Raw genomic sequence first — 23,463 nt, 5'->3', positions numbered from 1 at the left:
CATAGAAAGCTAAATTCTGCAACAGGTTGCAGATCATTTCCAATCGTCCAGCCACTTTCTTTCCTTAGAGGTCAATTCCCGATCCCTAAGCAAATCAGGACGCCTGAGGAATGTTCTTTTTAGAGACTGATAATGACGCCATTCATCTATTTTGGCATGATTGCCAGAAAGAAGTACGTCGGGGACTTTATGTCCTCTGAATTCCCGCGGCCTCGTGTAATGCGGATGCTCCAGCAATCCGTTTGAGAAAGAGTCTTGTGGTGCTGATTGCTCATTTCCTAATACATCGGGCAATAACCTGACAACTGAATCAATCACTACCATGGCTCCTAATTCGCCGCCTGTTAATACATAGTCACCAATAGAAATCTCATCAGTTACAAGCTCTTGTCTAACCCTTTCGTCATAACCTTCATAATGACCGCACAAAAAGATAAGATGATCTTCTTTTGAAAGCTCCTCAGCTTTTTTCTGGGAGTAAGGCTCGCCTTGAGGGCACATGAGCACAACTCTCGGGTTTGATTGCTGCTTAGACTTTGTCTGCTCAACTGCATCAAAAATCGGCTGTGGCGTTAACACCAGTCCTGCTCCACCGCCATAAGGGTAATCATCCACTTTTTGATGCTTATTGTCTGTGTACTCCCTGAAATTGACTGTGTTGTAAGTGAAGGCACCTTTTTCTTTGGCACGCTTCATAATCGACTCATCCATCACCCCAGAAAACATTTCAGGAAATAACGTTAGGATATCGATATGCATCAGTCTAGCAGCCCTTCTATTGGATCGATTGTAATTTCCTTAGATTCAGTGTCTATATCTTTGACGACATCCTCTATATAAGGAATGAGAAGATCTTTAGCACCTTCACGCTGCACGACCCATACATCATTAGCACCCGGGGTTAATATTTCTTTTACTACTCCAAGCTTTTCTCCTGAAGTCAAATAAACCGTAGAACCTATAATTTCATGAAAGTAAAACTCATGTTCGTCCAGTTCCTCATGAACACTAGAAGACACTTTCAAATAGCCATTACGATAACCCTCTACATCATTTATAGAATGATGATTTTCGAAGGTTACCAAATCGAATCCTTTATGGACCCTATGGCTTTTTACTACAAGTTCTACCAGCGGCTTGTCCTCGCTTACCCAATATAACTGCTGTCCGGGCCGGAAGCGCTCATCGAAATCTGTGATACGACGAACCTTCACTTCCCCTTTAATACCATGAGTATTAATGATTTGTCCTACATTATACAATGGATCATTCATTTTAAATCTACCTCGCTCGTATGACAATTCCATCTTTAATTACAATTTGACGATCTTTTAACAGTTCATCGTAATGATCGCCTTCTTCTATATTTACAACGGTTTCTACTTCGTCAACTTTTAATTCCTGGCCATCTTGCAATGTCTCTAGCTGAGACGTCTGATATTGCAATCTCTTCATTCTTTCCTTACGGAGATGGATTTCTTTATTAAATTTTTGACGAATTTCCGTTAAGTTATACTCTTTGTTACGTTCTACCTTTTTCTGTTCAAACATCAATTGCTGGCATTCATTCTCTAGTTGTTCATACTTCTTATTAAAACGATCCTTCAATGCTTGTCTGCTCGTTTCCGTTAAGATCTGCTTGACGGGTATTCGTTTGATAATTTGCATGGAATTCCTGCCTCATATTAATTTTATTTAAAAACAGACTCAGATCAGTCTCTGTTGAGTAACTTATTTAAAATTTAAGGTGTAATATAGATTAAAAAAAGGGAAAGGTTAGCCCTCTCCCTCTCTCTTCACATGATATCCAAATAGATTCTTTTTTTTGAATCAGAGCCTGCTGCATAAACTACCGTCCGAATAGCCTTTGCTATTCGACCGTTCTTTCCAATCACCTTACCAACATCTTCGTTGTGAACTGTTAAGTGGTAAACAATCTTATGATCTTCTTCCTTAACGTTAACTTTGATCTCTTCTGGATGATCTACAAGCGGTGTAACGATCGTTTGAATCAAGGCTTCCATGGTATCACACTACTTTACTTATTGTTTTTTTTGTCGTGGAACTGCTTCATGATTCCTTCGTTTGAAAACAGGTTACGAACAGTGTCACTTGGCTTTGCACCATTAGACATCCAATCCATAGCTTTTTCAGCATCGATATCAACATGTACTGGGTTAGCTACAGGATTATAAGTTCCAATTTGTTCAATAAAACGTCCATCACGAGGTGCACGTGAATCAGCTACTACTACACGATAAAATGGGTTACGTTTTGACCCCATACGCTTCAGGCGAATTTTAACTGCCATATTTAACAACCTCCATTATAATTCATAAATGTTTCACACAAGTTTAGATTCTAGCAGATGTTTCGATGTGTGTAAAGGGTTTTTACATTACATAAAAGGAAATTTCATTCCTTTACCCTTTTTCCCTTTGGTGTTACTCATCTGTTTCATCATTTTTTTCATATCCTCAAACTGTTTAAGCAGCCTGTTCACTTCTGATACGGAACGGCCGGAACCTTTAGCTATCCGTTTCTTACGGCTTGCGTTCATAAGAGAAGGGTCTTGACGTTCCTTTTTAGTCATCGATTGAATAATGGCTTCGACGTGTACGATCTGTTTGTCATCAAAAGATGCGTTCTGCAGCCCCTTCATTTTATTAGCTCCTGGGATCATATTGATCAGCTCGTCTAAAGGCCCCATGTTTTTAACTTGGTCCATCTGCTCAAGAAAATCTTCGAACGTAAAGGTGGCATTGCGCATCTTTGACTCCATGTCTTTCGCTTGCTTTTCATCCACCTGCGTCTGAGCTTTTTCTATAAGCGTCAGCATATCACCCATACCTAAAATCCGGGAAGCCATTCTTTCAGGGTGAAACGGCTCCAGCTGATCCAGCTTTTCGCCCATACCAGCAAATTTAATTGGTTTACCAGTCACTGCTTTAATTGATAAAGCTGCGCCGCCTCTCGTATCGCCGTCAAGTTTAGTCAACAGAACTCCGGTTATATCGAGCTGATCATCAAAACTTTCCGCAACATTTACGGCGTCCTGACCTGTCATGGCATCCACAACAAGGAAGATTTCATCTGGGACTACAGCTTCTTTAATCCGCTGTAATTCTCCCATTAATTCTCCATCGACATGAAGACGGCCGGCTGTATCGATAATGACATAGTCGTGATGTTCTTCCTTAGCTTGCTCTACTGCTTGTTTAGCAATATCGACCGGATCGGCTTCAGTGCCTTGAGAGTGAACAGGCATATCCAATTGACGTCCAAGAGTTTCTAATTGCTGAATAGCTGCAGGTCGATAAACATCTGCTGCAGCAAGTAAAGGCTTACGATTGTAACTCTTACGTAAAAGGTTAGCTAGTTTCCCAGTGGTAGTTGTTTTACCTGCACCTTGAAGTCCTACCATCATGATGACCGTTGGTGGACGTTTGGCTACGGCGATTTTACTTTCTTCTTCCCCCATTAAATAGGTCAGTTCTTCTTTAACTATCTTAATAACTTGCTGTCCAGGAGTTAAACTCCCCATGACTTCTTGTCCTACCGCACGCTCTCGGATTTTTTTAACAAAGTCCTTTACAACTTTAAAATTAACATCCGCCTCTAAAAGGGCAAGCCTTACTTCCCGGCTCATTTCTTTTACATCTTGTTCAGATACTTTTCCTTTTCCTTTGATCTTCTGTATCGATTGTTGTAAACGGTCGGATAAACCTTCAAACGCCATCGAAGGAACCCTCCTATTCTAAGTCTTGTAATTGTTGAAGCCATTTCTGGATACTCTTTTGCTCGACTGGCTTGTCTGAGGTTTTCTCGATTTCACGAAAAACTTTCTGGCGTTTTTCGAATTTATCATACAAGTGGAGCTTATTTTCATATTCTTCTAGCATGGCTTCTGTCCGTTTAATGTTATCATAAACAGCCTGCCTTGAAACATCAAAGTTCTCCGAAATCTCGCCTAAAGAATAATCCTCTAAATAATAGAGCTCCATATAGTTGCGCTGCTTTGGAGTGAGTAAGGATTGATAGAAATCAAGTAAATAATTGATTCGTGTCGTTTTCTCAAGCACGTTCTTATCACTCCTTGTTAAGTGAATTGCCTTTACATTAAAATACTACCTGAGATGTTCAGGCTGTGTCAAGACTCCAGTTCTGAAGATTCCTCTTCATCGATTATATCAGCGAAAAGACCATACACAAAGGCATCGGCATCAAATCTCTCCAGGTCAGTCACTTTTTCACCAAGTCCTACGAGCTTCACTGGAATTTTTAATTCATTTCGTATTGCTAAGACGATTCCGCCTTTAGCTGTTCCATCAAGCTTCGTGAGAACGATGCCGGATACATCAGTAGCTTCTGCGAATGTTTTCGCCTGGCTCATCGCGTTTTGTCCAGTCGTTGCATCCAGTACGAGAAGCACTTCATGAGGGGCATCAGGGATTTCTCGTTCAATGACGCGTTTGACTTTGGACAGTTCATTCATAAGATTGACCTTATTTTGCAGTCGGCCGGCCGTATCACAAATCAAGATATCTGAGCCTTTAGACTTCGCCGATTTTATACCATCAAAAATAACTGCTGCCGGGTCACTGCCTTCACTATGTTTGACAACGTGAACGCCGGCACGTTTACCCCATTCATCCAGCTGATCAATCGCCCCCGCTCTGAAAGTATCGCCCGCTGCAAGAGTCACTTGCTTGCCTTCAGATTTAAGTTGATGAGCAAGCTTTCCGATCGTCGTCGTTTTCCCAACACCATTAACGCCGACGAACAAATAAACGGTAAGACTACCATCGTTTACTTTCAGCTCTTCAATGTCCTCTTGATCGTCACCGTAATACAATTCAACAAGTTTCTCAGAAATGACTTCCTTTACATGTTTAGTATCCTTAATATTACGTCGTTTTACTTCCATTTCCAGCTCTTCGATTATTTCCATTACCGCACTTACGCCGACATCTGCTGATATCAATACCTCTTCCAATTCCTCAAAGAAGTCCTCATCCACTGTTCTGTAACGCGCAACTAGATCATTGATTTTTGTAGAAAAAGAATTTCTTGTCTTAGCTAGTCCATCTCTGAATTTCGTTGCAATGGAGGCTTCCTTCTTTGCTTCAACCAAATCTTCTGAAGGCATCTCTTCCTCAACTTCAGGTTCATTAAAGTAGTCTTCAGGCATTGATAACAATTCAGGGTCAAGGGGTTCTTCAACCTCAATTACACTTTCTTCGTCTTCTATTTCAGATTCCTCTAATTCACTATTAAAATCGTCTTCGTGAGTAGTTTCCCCTTTTAATTCTTCAAAGTCGGTTTCAAGGGGCTCTTCATCATCCTTTTCCTTTCCAGATTCTATCTGATCTTTCTCTTCCTTTACTTCTTCCGGTTCAATTACAAATTTCTCTTTAAGTTTCTTAAAAAAACCCATCCAATCTTCCTTTCTACGCCTCTATTAAACTCGGGGTTTCTTCTAATCTCACAGATACGAGTTTGGAAACCCCCGACTCCTGCATAGTCACTCCATATAAAACATCAGATTCTTCCATTGTCCCTTTTCGGTGAGTTATGACAATGAATTGAGTCTGCTGACTGAATTCTTTTAAGAACCGTGCAAAACGGTCCACATTCGCTTCGTCCAAAGCTGCTTCCACTTCATCGAGAACACAGAAAGGAACTGGACGAACCCTCAATATTGAGAATAAGAGCGCAATAGCAGTCAGCGCTCGTTCACCACCTGAAAGCAAGCTTAAGTTCTGCAGCTTTTTGCCAGGAGGCTGTGCAACGATGTCCACTCCAGTTTCTAACATATCCTCTGGATTAGTAAGCTTCAAATCCGCTTGCCCACCGCCAAACAAATCTTTGAACACAGACCCGAATTCACTTCTGATCTTAGTAAACGTATCTTCAAACCGCCTTTTCATTTCGTGGTCCATTTCGTTAATTATAGAATGCAGTGTTTCTTTTGCTTCTATCAGATCCGACTGCTGACCTGTAAGAAAATCATAACGCTCAACAATCCGGTCATATTCATCAATGGACCCTAAATTAACCGTACCCAGTTCTTCGATACCGCGCTTAATCAACTTAACCTGAGTTGAAGCTTGATCTACGTTTTCGACTCGCGGATACTCGCTTTGAGCTCTTTCAAAGGTGGTTGTATATTCAGTTTGCAAATATTGAAGCATATTCTCTAGTTCTACATCCAGCCTGTTAGCCCTTACTTCCTTTTGCTGTATGTCCTGTACATAGTTTTGATGCCTGCGTTTGACCTCTTTCAACACCTGTTCCTCGTCGTGAACGAATTGAGAAAGGCTGTTTCTTTCTTTTCGACGGTCTTGAATATGGTTCGTTGTTTTCTCTTTTCTATGTTTGGCCATTTGAATGTTTTCTGTAACTTCTTCTTCCGTTTGATTGGAATCAACTACTTCAATGAGCTGATCATATGATTTCTGAGTTTGACTCAGAGAATCTTGCAGTTTTCTTAATTCAGATTGAAGCCGGCTGAATTTTTCCTGCTGATTTTTTACAGCTGATTCTTTTTCCACCAATTTCACATGAAGCTGCTGGTGACGATCTCTTAAATTCGCTTCATCTTCTTTTTGCTGCTCTTTGGCAACATTTAATTCGTCGATCTTAAGCTGTACTTCCTCAAGTTTTGTGTTCAGCTCATTAAGACCCTCATCAAGGAAACGCAAGCGCTCGTCCATTTTTTGTTTGTCTTCTTTAAATTGGGATTGATCCTGATCATACAGAGTCAGTTGGTCATTAAGATGGTCCAATTTGATTTGAAGCTCTCGTTTATAAGATTGGTTTTCGAATTCCTTACTCTTTATTTGATCAAGTTGATTGTGAAGCTTTTCTACTTCGCTTGTTTGAACCGCGATTGTTTGTTTTAAATTTTGGACCTTGGTTTCGACTCCTTTTGCCTTTGAGTCGAAAGTCGTGATCTTTTCAGTTAATTCCTGCAGCTCTTTTTCGCGTGTAAACAAGGATTGGTTCGACTTCTTCTGAGCTCCCCCAGACATGGATCCGCCCGGATTTACAACGTCGCCATCCAGCGTTACAATACGGAATTTCCTGTTAAGTTTAGCGGCAATAGTGTTTGCGTCTTCCAGTGTTTCCGCAATCACTATATGACCCAGCAAATGCTTGATTGCTGGATTGTAAAGCGCATCATATTGTATTAAATCAGCGGCAATGCCTACGTGCCCTTTTAGTGTGGATAGTGTTTGTGCAGCTTGTCCCTGTATATATCTAGGCTGGATTGTAGTCAAAGGCAGTAATGTCGCTCTGCCTTTATTGTTTTTCTTCAGCCAGTGAATCGCATTTCTTCCCGCCTGTTCATCTTTTACTATCACGTGCTGGGCTTGAGCTCCTAATGCTGTTTCTATTGCAGTGATCAGGTTTGAGGGGATGTCTATCACTTCAAGCACTGCACCTTCGATACCTTGAAGGCTAGAGTTCTCACGAGCTTTCAGCACTTCCCTTACCCCATGGTAATAGCCTGAAAAATCTTCCTTCATTTCCTCTAGCATTTCTTTTTTGGAGCGGAGTTTTTCTAAGTGCTGGTACCCTTGATAAAGCTTCTGCTGCCATTCATCATAGGAAGCTTCGTTTTCCTTCAAGTCATTTTGCAAGGATGTTAATCCCTGCTCCAGCTCGCCTCGCTGCTTTTGGTGCTGTTTGATTTCTTCAGTCAGAGGATTAATCGACTGTTGAAGCTTCACCCGCTCTTTATCCAATTCTTGAAATTTATTCTTCTGTAATCCTTTTTTGTTATCGATTTGTATAAGCTGCTGTTCAAGCGATTGCTTTTCATTCCTTTTAGCTGCTTGTTCGTTCAAAAGATCGATGTAATCGCTTTTAAAGTCTTCAACTTGAGCTTCTAAATCTTCTGCTCCTTGATTAAGAGCTTCAGTCGTTTGCTTCATCTCTGACTTAGCCACTTGTTTTTCCTGCTTGAATTCGTCCAGCTTTTCCTTTTCTCTTTGAACAGTTTCCTTTTTCGCTTGAACCTGAGAAGAAAGGTCTTTATATTCCGCTTCAAGTTTTGATTTATTTTCAGAAAAGTGCTTATGGCGTTCTTTCATAAGCTCTTTCTTTCCTTCTAAGCTTTCAAGCTCTTGAGTAAGGGAAAGCAAGGTTTCCTGTAAATCTTCCAATGATTCATCGAGCGCTGTGATATGATCACGTTTCTTTTCAATATCAGCTTCTTTCTCAAGCATGACAGCCCGCTGCTCGGACTCTTGACCTTTAATGCCTTCAAGCTCGTTCAATAATCCATCCCATTCACTATGAAGCGATTCAATTTGTGTAACAAGCAGCGAAATCTCTATATGTTTCAATTCTTTCTTCTTATCCAGATAATCTTTGGCTACAGAGGCCTGCTCTTTCAAAGGCTCAAGCTGTCCATCGATTTCGTGAATAATATCTTCCACACGGTTTAAGTTTTCCTGTGTTTCGAATAACTTGTTTTCTGCTTTCTTTTTACGTTGTTTATACTTAAGTACTCCGGCTGCCTCTTCAAATATTGAACGGCGTTCTTCCGCCTTAGAGCTTAGGATCTCTTCCACTTTTCCCTGACTAATGATCGAGAAGGCTTCCCTTCCCAGCCCAGAATCCATGAATAAGTCAACAATATCCTTTAACCGGCACGATTGATTATTTATATAAAATTCACTTTCACCTGATCGAAATACTCTTCTCGTTACACTAACTTCTTGATAATCAAGAGGCAGTGTTTGTTCTTCGTTATTCAATGTCAAGGTGACTTCAGCCATGTTCAAAGCTTTTCTAGTATCACTGCCTGCAAAAATAATATCCTCCATTTTTGCTCCGCGCAAAGAGCGTGCTGATTGTTCCCCGAGCACCCACCTTATAGCGTCCGTAATATTACTTTTTCCACTGCCATTAGGTCCAACTACTGAAGTGACACCTTCTACAAAATCTACTGTAATTCGCTCTGCGAATGATTTAAATCCTACTGTATCAAGTCGTTTGAGGAACATACTCATCCTCCTGTTTATTTACGAATCTTCCTAATTTAACTCGTCTATTTTATCATAAAAGAGGCGGTTTCGGTAGGTATCGGGCTATTTACTAACTATAATTCCTAAAACAAAGGTTTAAAAATGCCAGGAAATAATTTATCATAAGTAATTAAGAAAAGCTTCTTTTCTACTTAAGGCTTTGCGCCTATAGGAGTTTTACTACTTATATATAGTTTTTTTCGAGGAGGTAAACTGTGAGTCTTCAAGAACCTACGCGCGATAATTTGAGTATTATCATCGGCGATATGGCTGATCGTCTCCAAGTCGTGAACCGGTCTATTATGGACCCGGAAGATTATGACTTAGACAAGTATAGTGAAATTAAATCTCTTCACGATATTATTCAATCAAAAGGCCAACTGAGCGTTTCTGAAATTCAAGCTTTCGTTCAAGAATTAGGAGCTTATCGTAAACAGCCATAACAAAAAGGACCGTACAGATGTTTCCTTACCATCTATACGGTCCTTTTTATATAGCTCCTTGATTAATGAGTGCCTGCTGAGCCGCTTTTTGTTCTGCTTCTTTTTTGGTTCTTCCAATCCCTATACCGACTGTCTCCTGCTGCACGCTTACATGAGCAATAAACTCCCGGCTATGGGCTGGTCCTCTCTCTTCAACAATCTCGTACTCAATCCTGCTGTTCCTGTCCCGTTGAATGTATTCTTGCAACTGGCTTTTAAAATCCATCGCATGAGAAAAAGCACCACTTTTAATTTTAGGGTACACATATTTCTGCAGAAATTGCACCACTTCATCAAAACCTTTATCAAGATAGATCGCACCGATAAATGCCTCGAATACATCAGCTAATAAAGCTGGACGATTGCGCCCTCCCGTCATTTCTTCTCCTTTTCCAAGCAGAATCAAATCCTGGAAGTTCAAATCGTTCGCAAATTTCACTAAGGATACTTCACAAACGATGGAAGCACGGAATTTTGTCAATTCCCCTTCAGCCATTTTAGGAAACTCGCGGTAAAGGTATTGAGATACTCCCAATTCAAGAACAGCGTCACCTAAAAATTCAAGGCGTTCGTTATCATCCCGATCTGTCTTTCGATGCTCATTCACATATGATGAATGGGTAAAAGCTTGTTCCAGTAACGAAACGTCTTTGAAATGTATATTGACTTTTTCTTGGAAACTGGAAAAATCCTCCATAATTCACCTAATCCTTTACTTTTAATCTGCAATATAGGAAAGGCTGCCTGTATGTAACAGACAGCAATCCCAGGTTTACGACTGGCTGTTTATGTAGTTAACAGCGTCGCCAACTGTATTAATTTTTTCAGCTTCTTCGTCAGAAATTTCCGTATCAAACTCGTCCTCAAGCTCCATTACTAATTCTACAACGTCAAGAGAATCTGCTTCAAGGTCTTCTTTGAAGGAAGCTTCCATTGTTACTTTTGATTCGTCTGCATCAAGACGATCGACAATGATTTGTTTTACACGTTCAAATGTATCTGCCATAGGAACTTCACCTCCCTTCAATAATTATAGTAAATTTCAATAGGGAAAACCAGATTAATTTTACATTACCATTCCGCCATCGACGTGAATGGTCTGCCCGGTAATATAATCTGCATCTTTAGTAGCAAGAAAACGAACGACACGCGCAATATCCTCGCCCTCTCCAAGACGCCCGAGAGGAATCATGGAGAGCATTTGCTCCCGTTGTTCCTCCGTCAACTGATCGGTCATATCCGTTGTAATGTATCCTGGCGCGACCGCATTCACCGTGATATTCCTAGCTGCCAGCTCTTTTGCGTTGGATTTCGTCAAACCGATCACTCCTGCTTTAGCAGCTACGTAATTGGCTTGGCCAGGATTACCTGAAACTCCCACAATTGATGAAATGTTTATGATACGTCCGAACTTCTGCTTCATCATCTGACGGGTTACGCCTTTCGTACAGACAAACACACCTTTTAAGTTCGTATCAATGACATCGTCAAACTCTTCTTCTTTCATTCTCATCAATAAATTATCGCGGGTGATTCCAGCATTATTAACTAAAATATCAAGTTTACCAAATGTTTCAACCACTACTTTTACCATATCTTTCACTTCGCCTGAATTTGAGACATTGGCTTGAATTTTAATAGCCTCGCCGCCATTTTCTTTGATTTCCTGAACTACGGCTTCTGCTTTATCCTCACTGCCTGCGTAATTCACAGCGACTTTCGCTCCCTGTGCTGCTAATTCTAAAGCGATTGCTCTGCCGATTCCCCTTGAAGCACCAGTCACAAGCGCGACATTTTCGTTCAACATTAAGAATCCTCCTTGAACCATTGTATGAAGCTGTTAAGTGTTTCCGGATCCTGCACCGAAAAGGTCTTTGTTCGTCTGTCCACTTTTTTCACGAGTCCGCTCAACACTTTCCCATGTCCGACTTCGACGATTGCATCTAAATCAGCTTGTACAAACTCTTCTAAAATTTCCTGAAACCTCACTGGCGAATATAGTTGTTCAATTAACAGCTGTTCAATGTGTGCTGCGTCTTTTACCGGTTCAGCTGTTACATTCGCATACACCGGGCAGTCAGCAGGGTTTATTACGACTTCCTTCAAGTAACCATTGAACTTTTCACTTGCAGGTTTCATGAGACGAGAATGGAATGGACCGCTGACATTCAAAGGCATAACCCTTTTTGCCCCAGCTTCTTTCAAATTGTTGGAAGCTTGTTCAACACCTCGGGCAGTTCCCGAGATGACAATTTGCCCTGGACAGTTAATATTAGCTAAGTCTACAGGCTCGTCCTCATCACATTTTTGTATAACTTTTTCAATCTCCTCTTTCGACAGCCCTAGTACTGCTGCCATAGCGCCCTGTCCGTGAGGTACTGCTTCTTCCATGAGTTTACCTCGATGGTGCACAAGGTGAAGCCCATCATTCAGATGAAGCGCTTCCGCTGCCACTAGTGCGCTATACTCTCCCAGACTGTGTCCTGCAGTCATCTCAGGTTTAATGCCTTCATTTTTTAAAACCTCAGTAATTGCCGCGCTGTTCAACAATAAACCAGGCTGGGCATTTTCAGTTTTTGTAAGCTCTTCTGCAGGTCCTTCAAACATAAGGGACGTTAATGAGTATCCAAGAGTCTGATCGGCTTTGTCAAATAATTCTTTAACGACAGGATACGCTTCATACATCTCATGTCCCATTCCGACAGCCTGAGAGCCTTGTCCTGGAAAAATAAACGCTACTCTCTTCATGATTCTCCTCCTTCGTTTTTCATCTCATTTAATGTACTTTGAATCGTTGAAGTGACATCTTTTTCTATCATATGGCACGCTTGTTTGATCGCACTGTGAATTGCTCGTTCATTTGAGGATCCGTGAGCTTTGATCACCGGTGCTGACAGTCCGAATAAACCTGCGCCGCCATACTCAGAATAATCTAATTTATTTTTCAGGCCTTTAAGATCATTTTTCACTAAAACTGCAGCCAACTTTGTTTTCAAATTCGACATGAACGTTGATTTTATCATAGAAAACATCGTCATAGCTGTGCCTTCTATAGTTTTTAGGGCGATGTTCCCTGTAAAACCATCGGTGACGACGACATCTGCAGCACCGTTTAGTAAATCGCGAGACTCTACATTACCAATAAATTGGATAGGGGCTTCTTTCATCAATTCAAAAGCTTTCTTAGTAAGCTCACTGCCTTTTCCGTCTTCCGTCCCTACATTTAAAAGACCTACCCTCGGGGAAGTAACCCCTCTTACCTTTTCACAATATATCGATCCAATAATAGCATATTGCAGCAGATGACTAGGTTTCGCATCTACATTAGCGCCTACATCAAGCATTAAAAAGCCTCTGCCATCTTCAGTCGGCAGAGTGGGACTTAAAGCTGGCCGCTCCACGCCATCCAAACGGCCGACTCCGAATAATCCTGCGCTCATTAAAGCACCTGTATTTCCGGCAGATATACAGCCATCCGCCCTTCCTTCTTTGACTTCCTTAGCCATGAGTACCATCGATGCTTGCTTTTTCTTTCGCACAGCACGCACGGGTTCATCCTCCGCAGTGATGACTTCCGTTGTATGTAAAACGTTGATTTTAGCGGAGTTATCATTTAAGAAAGGAGAGATCTTTTCTTTATCTCCCACGAGTGTGATTTCAAGATCTTTTATGGAAGACACAGCGAGTAAGGCACCTTTAACGATTGCTTCAGGAGCATGATCTCCTCCCATAGCATCAATGGCTAATTTCATTCCTCTCCCACCTCCTTTGGTTCATTTTCCCGGAACATTTCGAACGATCCTGCAAATACTTCATCATTGTCCACATAACTGTGAACGTCAACGATCGTTCTCCCTTTGCTGTCATCACCTTTCACCCGTGCTTTGGCTATGACACGCTCTCCTAACTTGACTGGACGGGTGAATCGGATAGTCGAACCAGCAGTCAAGGCTAAATCCTCATTAATAACAGCTACAGCCAAGGAGTTGGCCTGAGCAAACAAGTGATGACCTCTTGCAATATTATTTCTTGAAAATACATGTTCAGGTTTTATATCTAATATTGAAATCGCTCGAACATCAAGCTCCAAATCAACGACTTCACCTATGACTTCTTCTATGGGCAGCGCTTTGACGGTTTCGTTCCATTCTTGCGTCGCAACGGATTTGATACGCTCCCTAAGTTCAGGAATAGATAGTTCCATGCGGTCCAGCCGAATCGTTTGGATGCTTACACCAAACCTCCGGGCCAGTTCTTCATCTCTTATAAAAGGTGTATCTTCAATGGTGTTTTTCAGCTCATGTTGTCTAGCTTGTTTAGATAGCTTCATTTATCTTCCCACCGATCCTCTGTCCACACGAGTTAAGACTAGGTACTAACAGTAATATATAATACCTTTATCAATTACGCAAGAAAAGAGTCCAGTAGAGAAGTAAGCAAGCCTGCTGACTGAGCAGGCTTGTATCAGTCAAGTACTTTCCCTAAAATGTGTTCATCTTGTTCTATGATTTCTTTCAAGTTCTTATATCGACTATCTGTATCAAGCGCATTATTAGAAATAATATCTGCAGCATCCTGTCTGGCAGTTTCTAAGGCCCGGTAATCGTGGACCATATCCCCTACTTTGAATTCAGGCATACCACTTTGCTTTCTGCCGAAAAAATCTCCTGGGCCACGCAATTTCAAATCCTGTTCAGATAATTCAAAACCATCCGTCGTTTCGGTCATAATTCTCATTCGTTCTTTTCCTACTTCATTTTTCGGGTCAGCTAGTAGAATACAATAGCTTTGATGCTGTCCTCTCCCGACACGACCTCTTAACTGATGAAGTTGAGAAAGCCCGAACCGCTCAGCATCATGGATGACCATGACGGTAGCATTAGGGACGTTGACACCGACTTCTACAACTGTCGTCGAGACTAGGATTTGTATTTCGTTGGCAGCGTATTTCTGCATCACTTCCTCTTTTTCTTCATTGGACAAACGTCCATGCATAAGACCAACGTGGACCTTAGGTTCATAAACATGAGCCAGTTGATGATAAAGATCGATCGCATTTTGAATGTCGAGTTCGTCTGATTCTTCGATTAAAGGACAAATGACATAAGCCTGGTGGCCAAGATTGATTTCTTTTTGGATGAAACTGAGTACTTTGTCGGTAATTTGGCCTTTTACCCAGTACGTATCTACAGGTTTTCGTCCCGCAGGCATTTCATCAATGACCGACACATCCATATCTCCGAACGCAGTAATTGCCAATGTCCGAGGAATAGGTGTTGCGGTCATGAATAACACATCAGGATTCAGCCCTTTATCTCGTAAGGTTCTTCTTTGATTCACACCGAACCTGTGCTGTTCATCAACAATGACAAAACCGAGATTATTGAAATTGACTTCATCCTGAATGAGCGCGTGGGTCCCTATGATCAAATCGACTTGGTTATTTTTAATCTGCTCGAGCATTTCTTTTCTTTTTTTACCTTTGACAGAGCCGGTTAATAACACGATAGACAATAAATCACCAAAAAGCTCTTTAAGTGAAGCTGCGTGCTGTTCAGCAAGAATCTCTGTCGGCACCATCAGTGCAGCCTGTTTCCCTGTTGTAATCGAGGCATACAACGCGATAGCAGCTACGGCGGTTTTGCCAGAGCCTACATCCCCTTGCAGCAAGCGATTCATTCGATAAGGATTCTTCATATCTTTCAAGATTTCTGCAAGTGACCTTTTTTGTGCTCCTGTCAACTCAAAGGGAAGGGTTTGTACAAAATTCGTCAATTGATCGTTATCATAATTTTGAGCGTTGCCAGTCGTTGACTCTCTTTGTAATTTTCTTAGCAGCTGCATCTTGAGCTGAAAAATCAAAAATTCCTCATAAATGAAACGGCGCTTGGCATGCTTTAGTAAAACCCGGCTCTCCGGATAATGCATTTGGTGAAGAGCTTGCTGTCGACCAGGGAGTTTGTAGGAAACGGTCGTATGTTCGGGGAGAATCTCCTCCACGTCAGTTATATATTCCTCCAGAGCAGCCTTAATCACTTTTCTTAAAGTTACCAGTGTTACACTTTCTTTAAGGGTATAGACGGGTTGAATGGGTTCCTGGCTTTTGGCTTCCCCTTTTTTATATTGGCTGACTGTAATTTGCAAACGATGCTGATCCCACTTCCCAGTGACAGTGACTGTATCACCAGCCTTCAATTGTTTCTTCGCAAATGGCCGATTGAACATGACTGCTTTCACACTAAATTGGCTGACCTGAAGCATCATCGTCAAGCGGGATTTCTTTTTACCGTAAAATTGAACTGTAGGATCTGCGGTAAGTTGACCTTCAATTGTTGCTTTTTCCTGGTGCTCTAACTCAGTTAACGGCTTTACTTCGTAAGAATCATAGCGGTGAGGGAAATAAAATAATAAATCTTCAACATCAAAAAGCCCCAGCTCGTTTAAGTGAGCTTGAAGCTTTTCGCCAATACCTGTCACTTGACTGATCGGAAGTTTCAATCGCTGATTCATTATGATTTCTGCACATTCCCATAAACTTGTGCTTCGAGCTTCTTGCCAGTCGCTGTAGCTGCAAGGCCGCCTTTAGCTGTTTCTCTGAAGTCAGTAGGCATTCTTTGACCTACTTTATACATCGTATCGATAACCTCATCGCACGGTATTCTGCTCGTGACTCCAGCAAGCGCCATATCGGCAGCAACTACCGCATTAGAAGCTCCCATCGCATTTCTTTTTACACAAGGTACTTCTACCAATCCAGCGACTGGATCGCAGATTAATCCGATCATATTTTTTAAAGTGATCGCCATAGCTTCAGCCGATTGAGAAGGGGAACCTCCTGCCATTTCTACAATAGCTGCGGCAGCCATCCCTGCGGCAGATCCAACCTCCGCCTGACAACCACCTGCTGCACCGGAAATAGAAGCATTATTCGCTACAATAAATCCGAAAGCCCCTGACGTAAACAAGTAACGGACCATCTGATCACGAGTTGGATTCAACTGGTTTTTGACCGCAAAAAGTGTTCCCGGTACACAACCTGCACTGCCTGCGGTAGGCGTAGCGCATATAGTCCCCATTGCGGCATTCACTTCGTTAGTGGCGACAGCTTTACTGACAGCATCCATTAACAGGTGGCCTGATAATGGTTTGTGATTTTTCATGTATGTTTGAATCAGCACAGCGTCCCCTCCTGTAAGTCCACTGTGCGATTTGACACCCTTCAAACCATCCTCAACAGCTTTTTCCATTACATCTAAATTGCGCTCCATTTGTGTATAGACTTGCTCTCTTGTCACTTGCTTGACTTCCATTTCCTGGCGAATCATCACTTCAGAGATGGGAATGTTCCCTTTTTCTGCAAGCTCTACTAATTCAGCTGCATTTTTAAACATAAGCGCGCCCCTTTCTTCTATCTAATCGGAAATCCGAGCAACTTGAGTGATATGATCTGCTCGTTCCAGTTCATTTAATACATAATCTTCAATGTTTTGATCAACTTCAATTACCATTAATGCTTGTTCACCCTGAGCTTTTCGAGACACTTCCATTCGTCCTATGTTGATTTCATGACTAGCCAAAATAGTTGTTGCAGATGCTATGGCACCATAACGGTCATTATGAATAAGCAGGATGGCCGGGTGACTTCCCGACAGCCTCAATTCAAATCCATCAAGCTCAGTTATCTCTACTTTTCCGCCGCCGATCGATATTCCGACCAGCTCGATTTCTCTATCATCATCCCCTATAACAATGCGAGCAGTGTTCGGGTGGTCCGTCTGGGCAGCCTCTTCATAGAAATTAACGTCAATCCCGCGATTGCTCGCAGTCTCAAGCGAAGACCTGATCCTGGTATCGTCCGTGTCATAATCTAATAATCCGCCAATAATAGCGACGTCAGTTCCGTGTCCTTTATATGTTTCAGCAAATGAACCATAAAAATAGACATGCGCATACTTAGGTTCTCTGCCGAATAAATGTCTGGCCGCCCGTCCTATCCGCGCCGCACCAGCTGTATGTGAACTTGAAGGTCCAATCATGACCGGACCTATAATATCAAAAACCGATCTATATTTCATTAAGATCACCATCCCATGAAAGCATTCAAAACGTAATCGCTTTCTTATTCTTCTATTACCGATTATATTTTACCATATTTATTTAAAATTAATATCAATATTTATCTTCTGTATTGATTATATGGTCGGTTCCGAGTAGAATTAAGACTTGTGGGTTATCGGATAACCGGGTGGGAGAGGGATAATTTCATAGAGGAGAATACGATGCTTAACCAGCACAATTCTCAGCATAGCTTACGCAAGGATCTAGTTGCAGGGCTGATCGGCTACTTTACGACTGTATATATTGTAGCCGTCAATAGTCAAATTCTAGAAGATGCAGGTCTTCCGTTGGAAAATGGAATGGTTGCAACTATCCTTGCCAGTGCCGTTGGCTGTTTGATCATGGCTCTTTACGCGAACGCTCCAATGGTTCTGATTCCTGGAATGGGAGTGAACGCACTTTTCGCTTATTCCATAGTGGAAGGAAAAGGAATGGAATTTCAAGAAGGATTGGCTGTCGTCATTATCGCTGCGATACTTTTTTTAATTACGGCGTTCACCAAACTAGGTGATTGGCTTAAACAAGCCATCCCAGAATCGTTAAAAATAGCGATAACCGTCGGGCTTGGCATGTTCCTTACTCTGATCGGACTGGAGAAAGGCGGAATTGTCGTAAAGGGAGAACATTCATTGATTGCCTTAGGGAATCCTTCCTCAGCTCTTGTGATCACTAGTCTGCTTACGTTATTTGTGGCTATCTTCTTATTCGCAAAAAATGTACCAGGCAACTTTTTGATCACGATGATCGTGGGCACAATTATAGCCCATTTCACCGGACTTTTGGACGGACCAGGACAGTCCATTAACGTGACAGAACAACAATGGGTTTTCCTGCCTTCTTTTGAAGGAGTCACTGAATTCAGTTTTTGGATGGCTGTCTTCCCTTTAGCCATTGTCCTTATATTTGAAAACATGGGACTGATCCATGGCCAGCTCGATATGTTGGAGCAGCGAGGTAAATTCAAAAAGTCTTATCAAGCGTCTGCTTTCACTGCGTTGACCAGCGGCTTTTTCGGCACGTCCCCGACTGTATCATCAGCCGAAAGCGCAGCCGTAATTGCTTCAGGTGGAAAAACAGGGAGAGCTAGTCTTTTGATGGCAGGACTTTTTCTATCGACCATTTTATTGATTCCTTGGATTTCAATGGTACCTTCCACGGCAATAAGCCCGATTTTAATTATAGTTGGAGCTCTTATGGTTCAAAACATTAAAGAAATCCCTTTAGATAATTTATCTGAAGCGATGCCAGCTTTTCTAATCATTGTAATGATTCCGTTCACGTATTCGATTGCTGACGGTATGGCGTTTGGTTTCATCGCCTATCCAATCGTTAAATTTGCGTTAGGGAAACAAAGAGAGCTATCGACGCCAGTCGTATTAATTGCCATGGTTTTTCTCGTTGAACTTATCATCCGCTCAATCGGTCACTAAAAAGGCAAAAGCGAAGATCTGGAGGATACGTATTAGCAATACTAAAATGGTCTGCGTTTTCACGCCATGTATTCTGATAGCTAAGCCGCTAGATCTTCTAAGCTGAAGCTTGGTTCTAGAAATCAAAAAAGCACTTCCTTTTTTAAAAAGGAAGTGCTTTTTTAAATTATTTATTCCACTGAAAAAATATAAGAGTAGATAGGCTGGCCACCGTTATGAATTTCAATTTCAAGATCCTCGTATTGATCTTCCAGGAAAGCCTCAAGCTTATCCAGTTCTTCTTGAGAGGTTTCTTCGCCGCTGATAATAGTGATGATTTCGTCTTCTTCCTCATCTATCATAGCTTTTAAAAGTTCTTTTGCCGTCTCTAATTGGTCTTTTTGAGTAGAAGTGATATCTCCTTCTAAAATCCCCATAAAATGACCTTTTTCAATCGTCATTCCATCAATTTGCGTATCGCGTACAGCATAAGTTACCTGACCGCTTTTAACCTGGCTCATTAGGTCGGTCATTTCTTTTTCATTTTCAGAGAGAGCCGCTTCAGGGTTGAACCCTAATAGGGCGCTTATTCCTTGAGGAATTGTTTTAGAAGGGACTACTCTAACGTCTACATCTGCTAATTCAGCAGCTTGTTCAGCTGCCATTGTAATGTTTTTATTATTCGGCAGAATGAGAACTTGTTCAGCATGAGCTTGATCGATGGCGTCTGAAATATCCTTTGTACTTGGATTCATCGTTTGACCGCCTTGAATGACGATATTGGCGCCAAGACTCTCAAACAATCTCTTTATCCCCTCACCCATCGCGACCGTTACGATACCATAGTTGGATTTTTCCTTAGATTTCGTCTTCTGCTTTTCACCAACGATTGAAGTGTGTTGTTCTCTCATATTTTCGATCTTCATGTTAATTAAGCTTCCATATCTTTGTCCAAGAGTCATCGTCTCTCCCGGATATTCAGCATGTATATGGACTTTAATTAAATCTTCATCCGATACGACGAGCAATGAATCCCCATGATTACTTAATTCTTCACGAAAACTCTCATCATCATAAGGGTTTTCTTTCAATTTATCTTCATCAAATTTAACCATAAATTCCGTGCAGTACCCAAACTCAATATCTTCAGTGTTCATAAAATCTTGAGCAGATTTATGGTGTTCCGCATTAACCATTTCATCCATGGAAACGTGCGAGGCAGCTTCAGGGACTTCTTCCCCTTTCAAGTTGGCCAGAAACCCTTCATAAATGGTAAGAAGACCTTGACCGCCGCTGTCTACTACGCCCACCTCTTTTAAAACGGGAAGCAAATCCGGAGTCCTTTTTAATGAATCATGTGCAGCTTTTGTAACGCCTTCCATAAAGGCCACTACATCTTCTTCTTGTTCAGCGATCTGTACTGCTTCTTCAGCAGACTCCCGGGCTACCGTCAAAATAGTTCCTTCTACAGGCTTCATTACAGCTTTATAAGCAGTATTTACACCGCCCTGGAAGGCTTGAGCTAAATCTTTAGTGGTCAAGACTTCTTTATTTTCGATTGTTTTTGAGAAACCACGGAACAATTGAGATAAGATGACTCCCGAGTTCCCGCGAGCCCCCATAAGCAGACCTTTAGCGAGGGCCTGTGCCACAATGCCTGCATGATCCTCGCTTATCTTTTTGACTTCTTCTGCTCCCGAAGTCATCGATAAATTCATATTTGTACCGGTGTCTCCATCAGGGACGGGAAAAACATTCAAGGCATCGATCATTTGAGAATTATTTTTTAAATGATGTGCACCTTGTAACACCATCTCAGCTAATTTTGAACCGTTTACATTACTTAAAGTCACTCTATTTTCCTCCTTTGACTACATAACGGGCTCTATTCGTTCGTTACTCGCACTCCTTGAATAAAAATATTCACGGAGTTAACGGATAACCCGACATTTTTGTTCAATGTATATTTCACCTGGGATTGCACGTTATGCGCCACTTCAGAGATTTTTGTGCCATAACTTACAATGATATACATGTCTATGTGCAGAAGTTCCTCTTCTTGTCGAACAACTACACCTTTTGAGAAGTTTTCACGCCTCAGCATTTCTGCTAAGCCATCACGAAGTTGATTCTTAGAAGCCATCCCTACTATACCATAACATTCGACGGCAGCCCCGCCGGCTATGGTGGAAATAACATCATTGTTAATTGTAATATGACCATATTTATTTTGAAGATCAATAGACATAAGAATCCTCCTTTAAACTCGTCTTATTCGTGAATTTATTATAACATAGAATAATCAGAGCTTTCCGCTGACACAGAAACCCTTCATATACTTTGTATCAATTCCTCTTATCTGTCAAGAGAAAATTCTTGATATTATTGATAGGTGTTTATTGCAATTGAACGCTCTATATGGTACATTAATTAAGTATTTTAAGATCTATGTATGTAACAGGAGGGATTTACATGTCACGTAAATGTGTCGTATCAGGTCGCAGCACAAGCAGTGGAAACCACCGTTCCCACGCGATGAATGCTAATAAACGTAAATTTAAAGCTAACGTACAAAAAGTACGTATTCTAGTGGATGGCAAACCTAAAAAAGTTTATGTATCTGCTCGCGAATTAAAATCAGGCAAAGTCGAACGCGTATAAGCGTTACAAAAAAAGCACCCACAGCTGGGTGCTTTTTTTGTTAATCCTTTTTGAATGTTCCAATGAGAGCCCGTACCATGCCGCCAAGAAAACGGGGAAGTTTGATCGTATAAAATTTCATGAGCCTCCTCCTCAACATATAAAACTATGAGTGCCAGAATCCCTCTAGTAATTAATATCTTTACTTCTTATTACTAACAGTATGCCTTCGGTAAATGAAAAAGTACCTTCATCTTCAATCAAATAGTTTGAAATACACCTCGTAGATCCATAGGATAAATCAGCTTCATTCAGTGGATATGAAAAGCCTGATAAACTTAACTTCCGGATGTCTAAGGTCACGGGGAGAAACGATACGTATTGGTAGTCGCTGTCCTTGTGTATCTTATGCGAGCCTGCCCCAACTAATTCCACCTTATTTTGAGCGTCGATGATCGCAGCCTTTATCCCCTCTTTCCATAAAGGATATAGTAACTGGATATTAATAAGAGCATGGTCAAGTCTGCCTCCGGTTACGCCAAACAGGAACAGTTCTGATGCTTGAAGACTTTTCACATATTGTAGAGCTAGTTCTAAATCTGTTTCATCCTTTTCATTAGGATAGATACTGAAGTCCTTCGCTTCTTCTTTAATGCGCTGAAAAGATTGTTCATCAACCGAATCGAAATCCCCGATGGCTTTGTGTAAAGGCATATTATTTTCTAATATGACCACAGCTCCTTGATCTGCACCTACCCAGGTCATGACGTCTTCTTGATATTCTGTTAAATCAGGTATATAACGCTTAGGTCCACCGCCGACTATAGCATATTTCTTCCTCATCCAATCCCACCCCCTAAACAAATAAAAAGTAATATCAATTATGACTCCGCTACGTCTATTCAGTTTTAATTTTTATAAAATTGAAAACAGCTCGTTTTCCTCGGGGAAGCAGGCTCAGCCCACTCCCGCGGTACGCTGGGCTTCCCCAAATGCCCCTTCTCCCAAACGGATCAAGTCGAACATATAGCAGAGAATCACTCTATTAGTAAAAGGCAATTACATCGTTCACCTTATAAAAAAAGGGCTGACAAATAGGTTTACTATTTGAGCCCTTTTTTAACTAAATCGAGTCTTTGATATGATCTATTGCTGTCTTACGATTGGTTTCATTAAAGATAGCACTGCCTGCAACTAAAACATCTGCACCAGCTTGTGTACAAAGTCTTGCCGTCTCTTTGTTCACTCCGCCATCCACTTCAATTTCAAAGTTGTACTTGTTTTCTCGTCTTAGTTGCGCTGCCTTTTCTATTTTTGGAAGCACAGAGTCAATGAAGGACTGTCCTCCAAAACCAGGATTCACCGTCATGAGCAGCACGAGATCTACATCACCTAAAATGGGTGCGATCGATTCAATCGGTGTAGCGGGGTTAAGAACGACTCCAGCTTTAACACCGAAACTTTTGATGAGCTGGATCGTCCGATGCAAATGAGGACATGCTTCCTGATGCACTGTTATGATATCAGATCCAGCTTTAGCAAATTGTTCGATATACTGATCGGGGTGTTCTATCATCAAATGTACATCTAATGGTAATTCGGTCTTCGGCCGGATGCTTTCGACGATCAAAGATCCGATTGTAATATTAGGGACAAAATGGCCGTCCATCACATCTACATGAATGTAATCAGCCCCTCCGTCTTCCACTTCTTTTATTTCTTCAGCCAATTTGGAAAAGTCTGAAGCGAGTATGGATGGTGCAATTTTTGTCATAA

General features: G+C 41.4%; 26 protein-coding genes. 3 read left to right on the top strand and 23 right to left on the bottom strand.

Going from position 1 to position 23,463, the window contains the following annotated elements:
• Window positions 1-33: 33 nt before the first annotated feature.
• The 9 genes from trmD to smc form a co-directional block, all read right to left on the bottom strand.
• On the bottom strand, window positions 34-759 hold the full coding sequence (gene trmD / locus LF817_RS07400; protein WP_253935154.1) for a tRNA (guanosine(37)-N1)-methyltransferase TrmD: 726 nt from the start codon (window positions 757-759) through the stop codon (window positions 34-36).
• Window positions 759-1,274 (bottom strand): ribosome maturation factor RimM, encoded by a 516-nt coding sequence (rimM, locus tag LF817_RS07395; RefSeq protein ID WP_253935153.1) that lies wholly within the window; start codon window positions 1,272-1,274, stop codon window positions 759-761. Before rimM ends, trmD begins: the two co-directional genes overlap by 1 nt.
• A 7-nt stretch (window positions 1,275-1,281) precedes the next feature.
• A complete protein-coding gene (locus LF817_RS07390; RefSeq protein WP_253935152.1) occupies window positions 1,282-1,668 on the bottom strand; it encodes a YlqD family protein in 387 nt (128 codons plus the stop codon).
• A gap of 128 nt (window positions 1,669-1,796) precedes the next feature.
• A complete protein-coding gene (locus LF817_RS07385) occupies window positions 1,797-2,024 on the bottom strand; it encodes a KH domain-containing protein (protein ID WP_253935151.1) in 228 nt (75 codons plus the stop codon).
• A gap of 14 nt (window positions 2,025-2,038) precedes the next feature.
• Window positions 2,039-2,311 (bottom strand): 30S ribosomal protein S16, encoded by a 273-nt coding sequence (rpsP, locus tag LF817_RS07380; RefSeq protein WP_253935150.1) that lies wholly within the window; start codon window positions 2,309-2,311, stop codon window positions 2,039-2,041.
• An 87-nt stretch (window positions 2,312-2,398) separates the two neighbouring features.
• A complete protein-coding gene (gene ffh / locus LF817_RS07375; RefSeq protein WP_253935149.1) occupies window positions 2,399-3,739 on the bottom strand; it encodes a signal recognition particle protein in 1,341 nt (446 codons plus the stop codon).
• 13 nt (window positions 3,740-3,752) lie between these two features.
• On the bottom strand, window positions 3,753-4,082 hold the full coding sequence (locus LF817_RS07370; RefSeq protein ID WP_253935148.1) for a putative DNA-binding protein: 330 nt from the start codon (window positions 4,080-4,082) through the stop codon (window positions 3,753-3,755).
• A 68-nt stretch (window positions 4,083-4,150) separates the two neighbouring features.
• On the bottom strand, window positions 4,151-5,149 hold the full coding sequence (gene ftsY / locus LF817_RS07365) for a signal recognition particle-docking protein FtsY (protein ID WP_371925016.1): 999 nt from the start codon (window positions 5,147-5,149) through the stop codon (window positions 4,151-4,153).
• Between the two features lie 301 nt (window positions 5,150-5,450).
• Window positions 5,451-9,017: a chromosome segregation protein SMC gene (gene smc, locus LF817_RS07360; RefSeq protein WP_253935146.1), complete on the bottom strand. Its 3,567-nt coding sequence runs from the start codon at window positions 9,015-9,017 to the stop codon at window positions 5,451-5,453.
• Window positions 9,018-9,253: 236 nt separating this feature from the next.
• Between smc and LF817_RS07355 the strand changes: the two genes are divergently transcribed.
• Entirely contained in the window at window positions 9,254-9,481 is a 228-nt protein-coding gene (locus tag LF817_RS07355; protein WP_253935145.1) for a DUF1128 domain-containing protein, read from the top strand.
• A 46-nt stretch (window positions 9,482-9,527) separates the two neighbouring features.
• Here the strand turns inward: LF817_RS07355 and rnc are convergent, their stop codons facing one another.
• The 9 genes from rnc to sdaAB form a co-directional block, all read right to left on the bottom strand.
• Complete coding sequence (gene rnc, locus LF817_RS07350; protein ID WP_253935144.1) at window positions 9,528-10,217, bottom strand: ribonuclease III; 690 nt, start codon at window positions 10,215-10,217, stop codon at window positions 9,528-9,530.
• Window positions 10,218-10,292: 75 nt separating this feature from the next.
• Entirely contained in the window at window positions 10,293-10,526 is a 234-nt protein-coding gene (gene acpP / locus LF817_RS07345) for an acyl carrier protein (RefSeq protein ID WP_253935143.1), read from the bottom strand.
• Between the two features lie 60 nt (window positions 10,527-10,586).
• The gene (gene fabG, locus LF817_RS07340) at window positions 10,587-11,327 is read right to left on the bottom strand and encodes a 3-oxoacyl-[acyl-carrier-protein] reductase (RefSeq protein ID WP_253935142.1); all 741 of its coding nucleotides are present in this window, start codon (window positions 11,325-11,327) and stop codon (window positions 10,587-10,589) included.
• On the bottom strand, window positions 11,327-12,268 hold the full coding sequence (gene fabD, locus LF817_RS07335; protein WP_253935141.1) for an ACP S-malonyltransferase: 942 nt from the start codon (window positions 12,266-12,268) through the stop codon (window positions 11,327-11,329). Before fabD ends, fabG begins: the two co-directional genes overlap by 1 nt.
• The gene (plsX, locus tag LF817_RS07330; RefSeq protein WP_253935140.1) at window positions 12,265-13,272 is read right to left on the bottom strand and encodes a phosphate acyltransferase PlsX; all 1,008 of its coding nucleotides are present in this window, start codon (window positions 13,270-13,272) and stop codon (window positions 12,265-12,267) included. The genes fabD and plsX overlap by 4 nt, the downstream gene beginning before the upstream one ends.
• Entirely contained in the window at window positions 13,269-13,850 is a 582-nt protein-coding gene (gene fapR / locus LF817_RS07325; protein ID WP_253935139.1) for a transcription factor FapR, read from the bottom strand. The genes plsX and fapR overlap by 4 nt, the downstream gene beginning before the upstream one ends.
• A 134-nt stretch (window positions 13,851-13,984) precedes the next feature.
• The gene (gene recG / locus LF817_RS07320; protein ID WP_253935138.1) at window positions 13,985-16,030 is read right to left on the bottom strand and encodes an ATP-dependent DNA helicase RecG; all 2,046 of its coding nucleotides are present in this window, start codon (window positions 16,028-16,030) and stop codon (window positions 13,985-13,987) included.
• Window positions 16,030-16,911: an L-serine ammonia-lyase, iron-sulfur-dependent, subunit alpha gene (sdaAA, locus tag LF817_RS07315; RefSeq protein WP_253935137.1), complete on the bottom strand. Its 882-nt coding sequence runs from the start codon at window positions 16,909-16,911 to the stop codon at window positions 16,030-16,032. Before sdaAA ends, recG begins: the two co-directional genes overlap by 1 nt.
• Window positions 16,912-16,932: 21 nt before the next feature.
• Window positions 16,933-17,595, bottom strand: a complete 663-nt coding sequence (gene sdaAB / locus LF817_RS07310; protein WP_253935136.1) for an L-serine ammonia-lyase, iron-sulfur-dependent subunit beta — start codon at window positions 17,593-17,595, stop codon at window positions 16,933-16,935.
• 204 nt (window positions 17,596-17,799) lie between these two features.
• On the opposite strand from sdaAB, the gene LF817_RS07305 reads away from it, so the two are divergent.
• Entirely contained in the window at window positions 17,800-19,068 is a 1,269-nt protein-coding gene (locus LF817_RS07305; protein ID WP_253935135.1) for an NCS2 family permease, read from the top strand.
• A gap of 170 nt (window positions 19,069-19,238) precedes the next feature.
• Here LF817_RS07305 and LF817_RS07300 read toward each other — a convergent pair whose 3' ends face one another.
• Window positions 19,239-20,900, bottom strand: coding sequence for a DAK2 domain-containing protein (locus LF817_RS07300; protein ID WP_253935134.1), 1,662 nt, complete (start codon window positions 20,898-20,900; stop codon window positions 19,239-19,241).
• A 32-nt stretch (window positions 20,901-20,932) separates the two neighbouring features.
• Window positions 20,933-21,295: an Asp23/Gls24 family envelope stress response protein gene (locus LF817_RS07295; RefSeq protein ID WP_253935133.1), complete on the bottom strand. Its 363-nt coding sequence runs from the start codon at window positions 21,293-21,295 to the stop codon at window positions 20,933-20,935.
• A 224-nt stretch (window positions 21,296-21,519) separates the two neighbouring features.
• Between LF817_RS07295 and rpmB the strand changes: the two genes are divergently transcribed.
• Window positions 21,520-21,708, top strand: coding sequence for a 50S ribosomal protein L28 (rpmB, locus tag LF817_RS07290; protein WP_253935132.1), 189 nt, complete (start codon window positions 21,520-21,522; stop codon window positions 21,706-21,708).
• 40 nt (window positions 21,709-21,748) lie between these two features.
• Here the strand turns inward: rpmB and spoVM are convergent, their stop codons facing one another.
• The 3 genes from spoVM to rpe form a co-directional block, all read right to left on the bottom strand.
• The gene (gene spoVM / locus LF817_RS07285; RefSeq protein ID WP_253935286.1) at window positions 21,749-21,829 is read right to left on the bottom strand and encodes a stage V sporulation protein SpoVM; all 81 of its coding nucleotides are present in this window, start codon (window positions 21,827-21,829) and stop codon (window positions 21,749-21,751) included.
• 44 nt (window positions 21,830-21,873) lie between these two features.
• Window positions 21,874-22,530: a thiamine diphosphokinase gene (locus LF817_RS07280; protein ID WP_253935131.1), complete on the bottom strand. Its 657-nt coding sequence runs from the start codon at window positions 22,528-22,530 to the stop codon at window positions 21,874-21,876.
• A 280-nt stretch (window positions 22,531-22,810) separates the two neighbouring features.
• Window positions 22,811-23,461, bottom strand: a complete 651-nt coding sequence (rpe, locus tag LF817_RS07275) for a ribulose-phosphate 3-epimerase (protein ID WP_253935130.1) — start codon at window positions 23,459-23,461, stop codon at window positions 22,811-22,813.
• Window positions 23,462-23,463: the final 2 nt, after the last annotated feature.

This window comes from Halobacillus sp. A1 (assembly GCF_024189295.1).
In the GTDB taxonomy this organism is placed as follows: domain Bacteria; phylum Bacillota; class Bacilli; order Bacillales; family Halobacillaceae; genus Halobacillus_A.
The sequence above is the reverse complement of the archived record's forward strand: the minus strand, read 5'-3'. Positions and strand labels throughout refer to the sequence as shown.

What these genes read in the sequence shown, in the direction of transcription:
- trmD (WP_253935154.1), bottom strand. Translation starts at nt 759, where the DNA reads ATGCATATCGATATCCTAACGTTATTTCCTGAAATGTTTTCTGGGGTG.
- rimM (WP_253935153.1), bottom strand. Translation starts at nt 1,274, where the DNA reads ATGAATGATCCATTGTATAATGTAGGACAAATCATTAATACTCATGGT.
- LF817_RS07390 (WP_253935152.1), bottom strand. Translation starts at nt 1,668, where the DNA reads ATGCAAATTATCAAACGAATACCCGTCAAGCAGATCTTAACGGAAACG.
- LF817_RS07385 (WP_253935151.1), bottom strand. Translation starts at nt 2,024, where the DNA reads ATGGAAGCCTTGATTCAAACGATCGTTACACCGCTTGTAGATCATCCA.
- rpsP (WP_253935150.1), bottom strand. Translation starts at nt 2,311, where the DNA reads ATGGCAGTTAAAATTCGCCTGAAGCGTATGGGGTCAAAACGTAACCCA.
- ffh (WP_253935149.1), bottom strand. Translation starts at nt 3,739, where the DNA reads ATGGCGTTTGAAGGTTTATCCGACCGTTTACAACAATCGATACAGAAG.
- ftsY (WP_371925016.1), bottom strand. Translation starts at nt 5,149, where the DNA reads ATGCCTTCAGAAGATTTGGTTGAAGCAAAGAAGGAAGCCTCCATTGCA.
- smc (WP_253935146.1), bottom strand. Translation starts at nt 9,017, where the DNA reads ATGTTCCTCAAACGACTTGATACAGTAGGATTTAAATCATTCGCAGAG.
- rnc (WP_253935144.1), bottom strand. Translation starts at nt 10,217, where the DNA reads ATGGAGGATTTTTCCAGTTTCCAAGAAAAAGTCAATATACATTTCAAA.
- acpP (WP_253935143.1), bottom strand. Translation starts at nt 10,526, where the DNA reads ATGGCAGATACATTTGAACGTGTAAAACAAATCATTGTCGATCGTCTT.
- fabG (WP_253935142.1), bottom strand. Translation starts at nt 11,327, where the DNA reads ATGTTGAACGAAAATGTCGCGCTTGTGACTGGTGCTTCAAGGGGAATC.
- fabD (WP_253935141.1), bottom strand. Translation starts at nt 12,268, where the DNA reads ATGAAGAGAGTAGCGTTTATTTTTCCAGGACAAGGCTCTCAGGCTGTC.
- plsX (WP_253935140.1), bottom strand. Translation starts at nt 13,272, where the DNA reads ATGAAATTAGCCATTGATGCTATGGGAGGAGATCATGCTCCTGAAGCA.
- fapR (WP_253935139.1), bottom strand. Translation starts at nt 13,850, where the DNA reads ATGAAGCTATCTAAACAAGCTAGACAACATGAGCTGAAAAACACCATT.
- recG (WP_253935138.1), bottom strand. Translation starts at nt 16,030, where the DNA reads ATGAATCAGCGATTGAAACTTCCGATCAGTCAAGTGACAGGTATTGGC.
- sdaAA (WP_253935137.1), bottom strand. Translation starts at nt 16,911, where the DNA reads ATGTTTAAAAATGCAGCTGAATTAGTAGAGCTTGCAGAAAAAGGGAAC.
- sdaAB (WP_253935136.1), bottom strand. Translation starts at nt 17,595, where the DNA reads ATGAAATATAGATCGGTTTTTGATATTATAGGTCCGGTCATGATTGGA.
- LF817_RS07305 (WP_253935135.1), top strand. Translation starts at nt 17,800, where the DNA reads ATGCTTAACCAGCACAATTCTCAGCATAGCTTACGCAAGGATCTAGTT.
- LF817_RS07295 (WP_253935133.1), bottom strand. Translation starts at nt 21,295, where the DNA reads ATGTCTATTGATCTTCAAAATAAATATGGTCATATTACAATTAACAAT.
- rpmB (WP_253935132.1), top strand. Translation starts at nt 21,520, where the DNA reads ATGTCACGTAAATGTGTCGTATCAGGTCGCAGCACAAGCAGTGGAAAC.
- spoVM (WP_253935286.1), bottom strand. Translation starts at nt 21,829, where the DNA reads ATGAAATTTTATACGATCAAACTTCCCCGTTTTCTTGGCGGCATGGTA.
- LF817_RS07280 (WP_253935131.1), bottom strand. Translation starts at nt 22,530, where the DNA reads ATGAGGAAGAAATATGCTATAGTCGGCGGTGGACCTAAGCGTTATATA.
- rpe (WP_253935130.1), bottom strand. Translation starts at nt 23,461, where the DNA reads ATGACAAAAATTGCACCATCCATACTCGCTTCAGACTTTTCCAAATTG.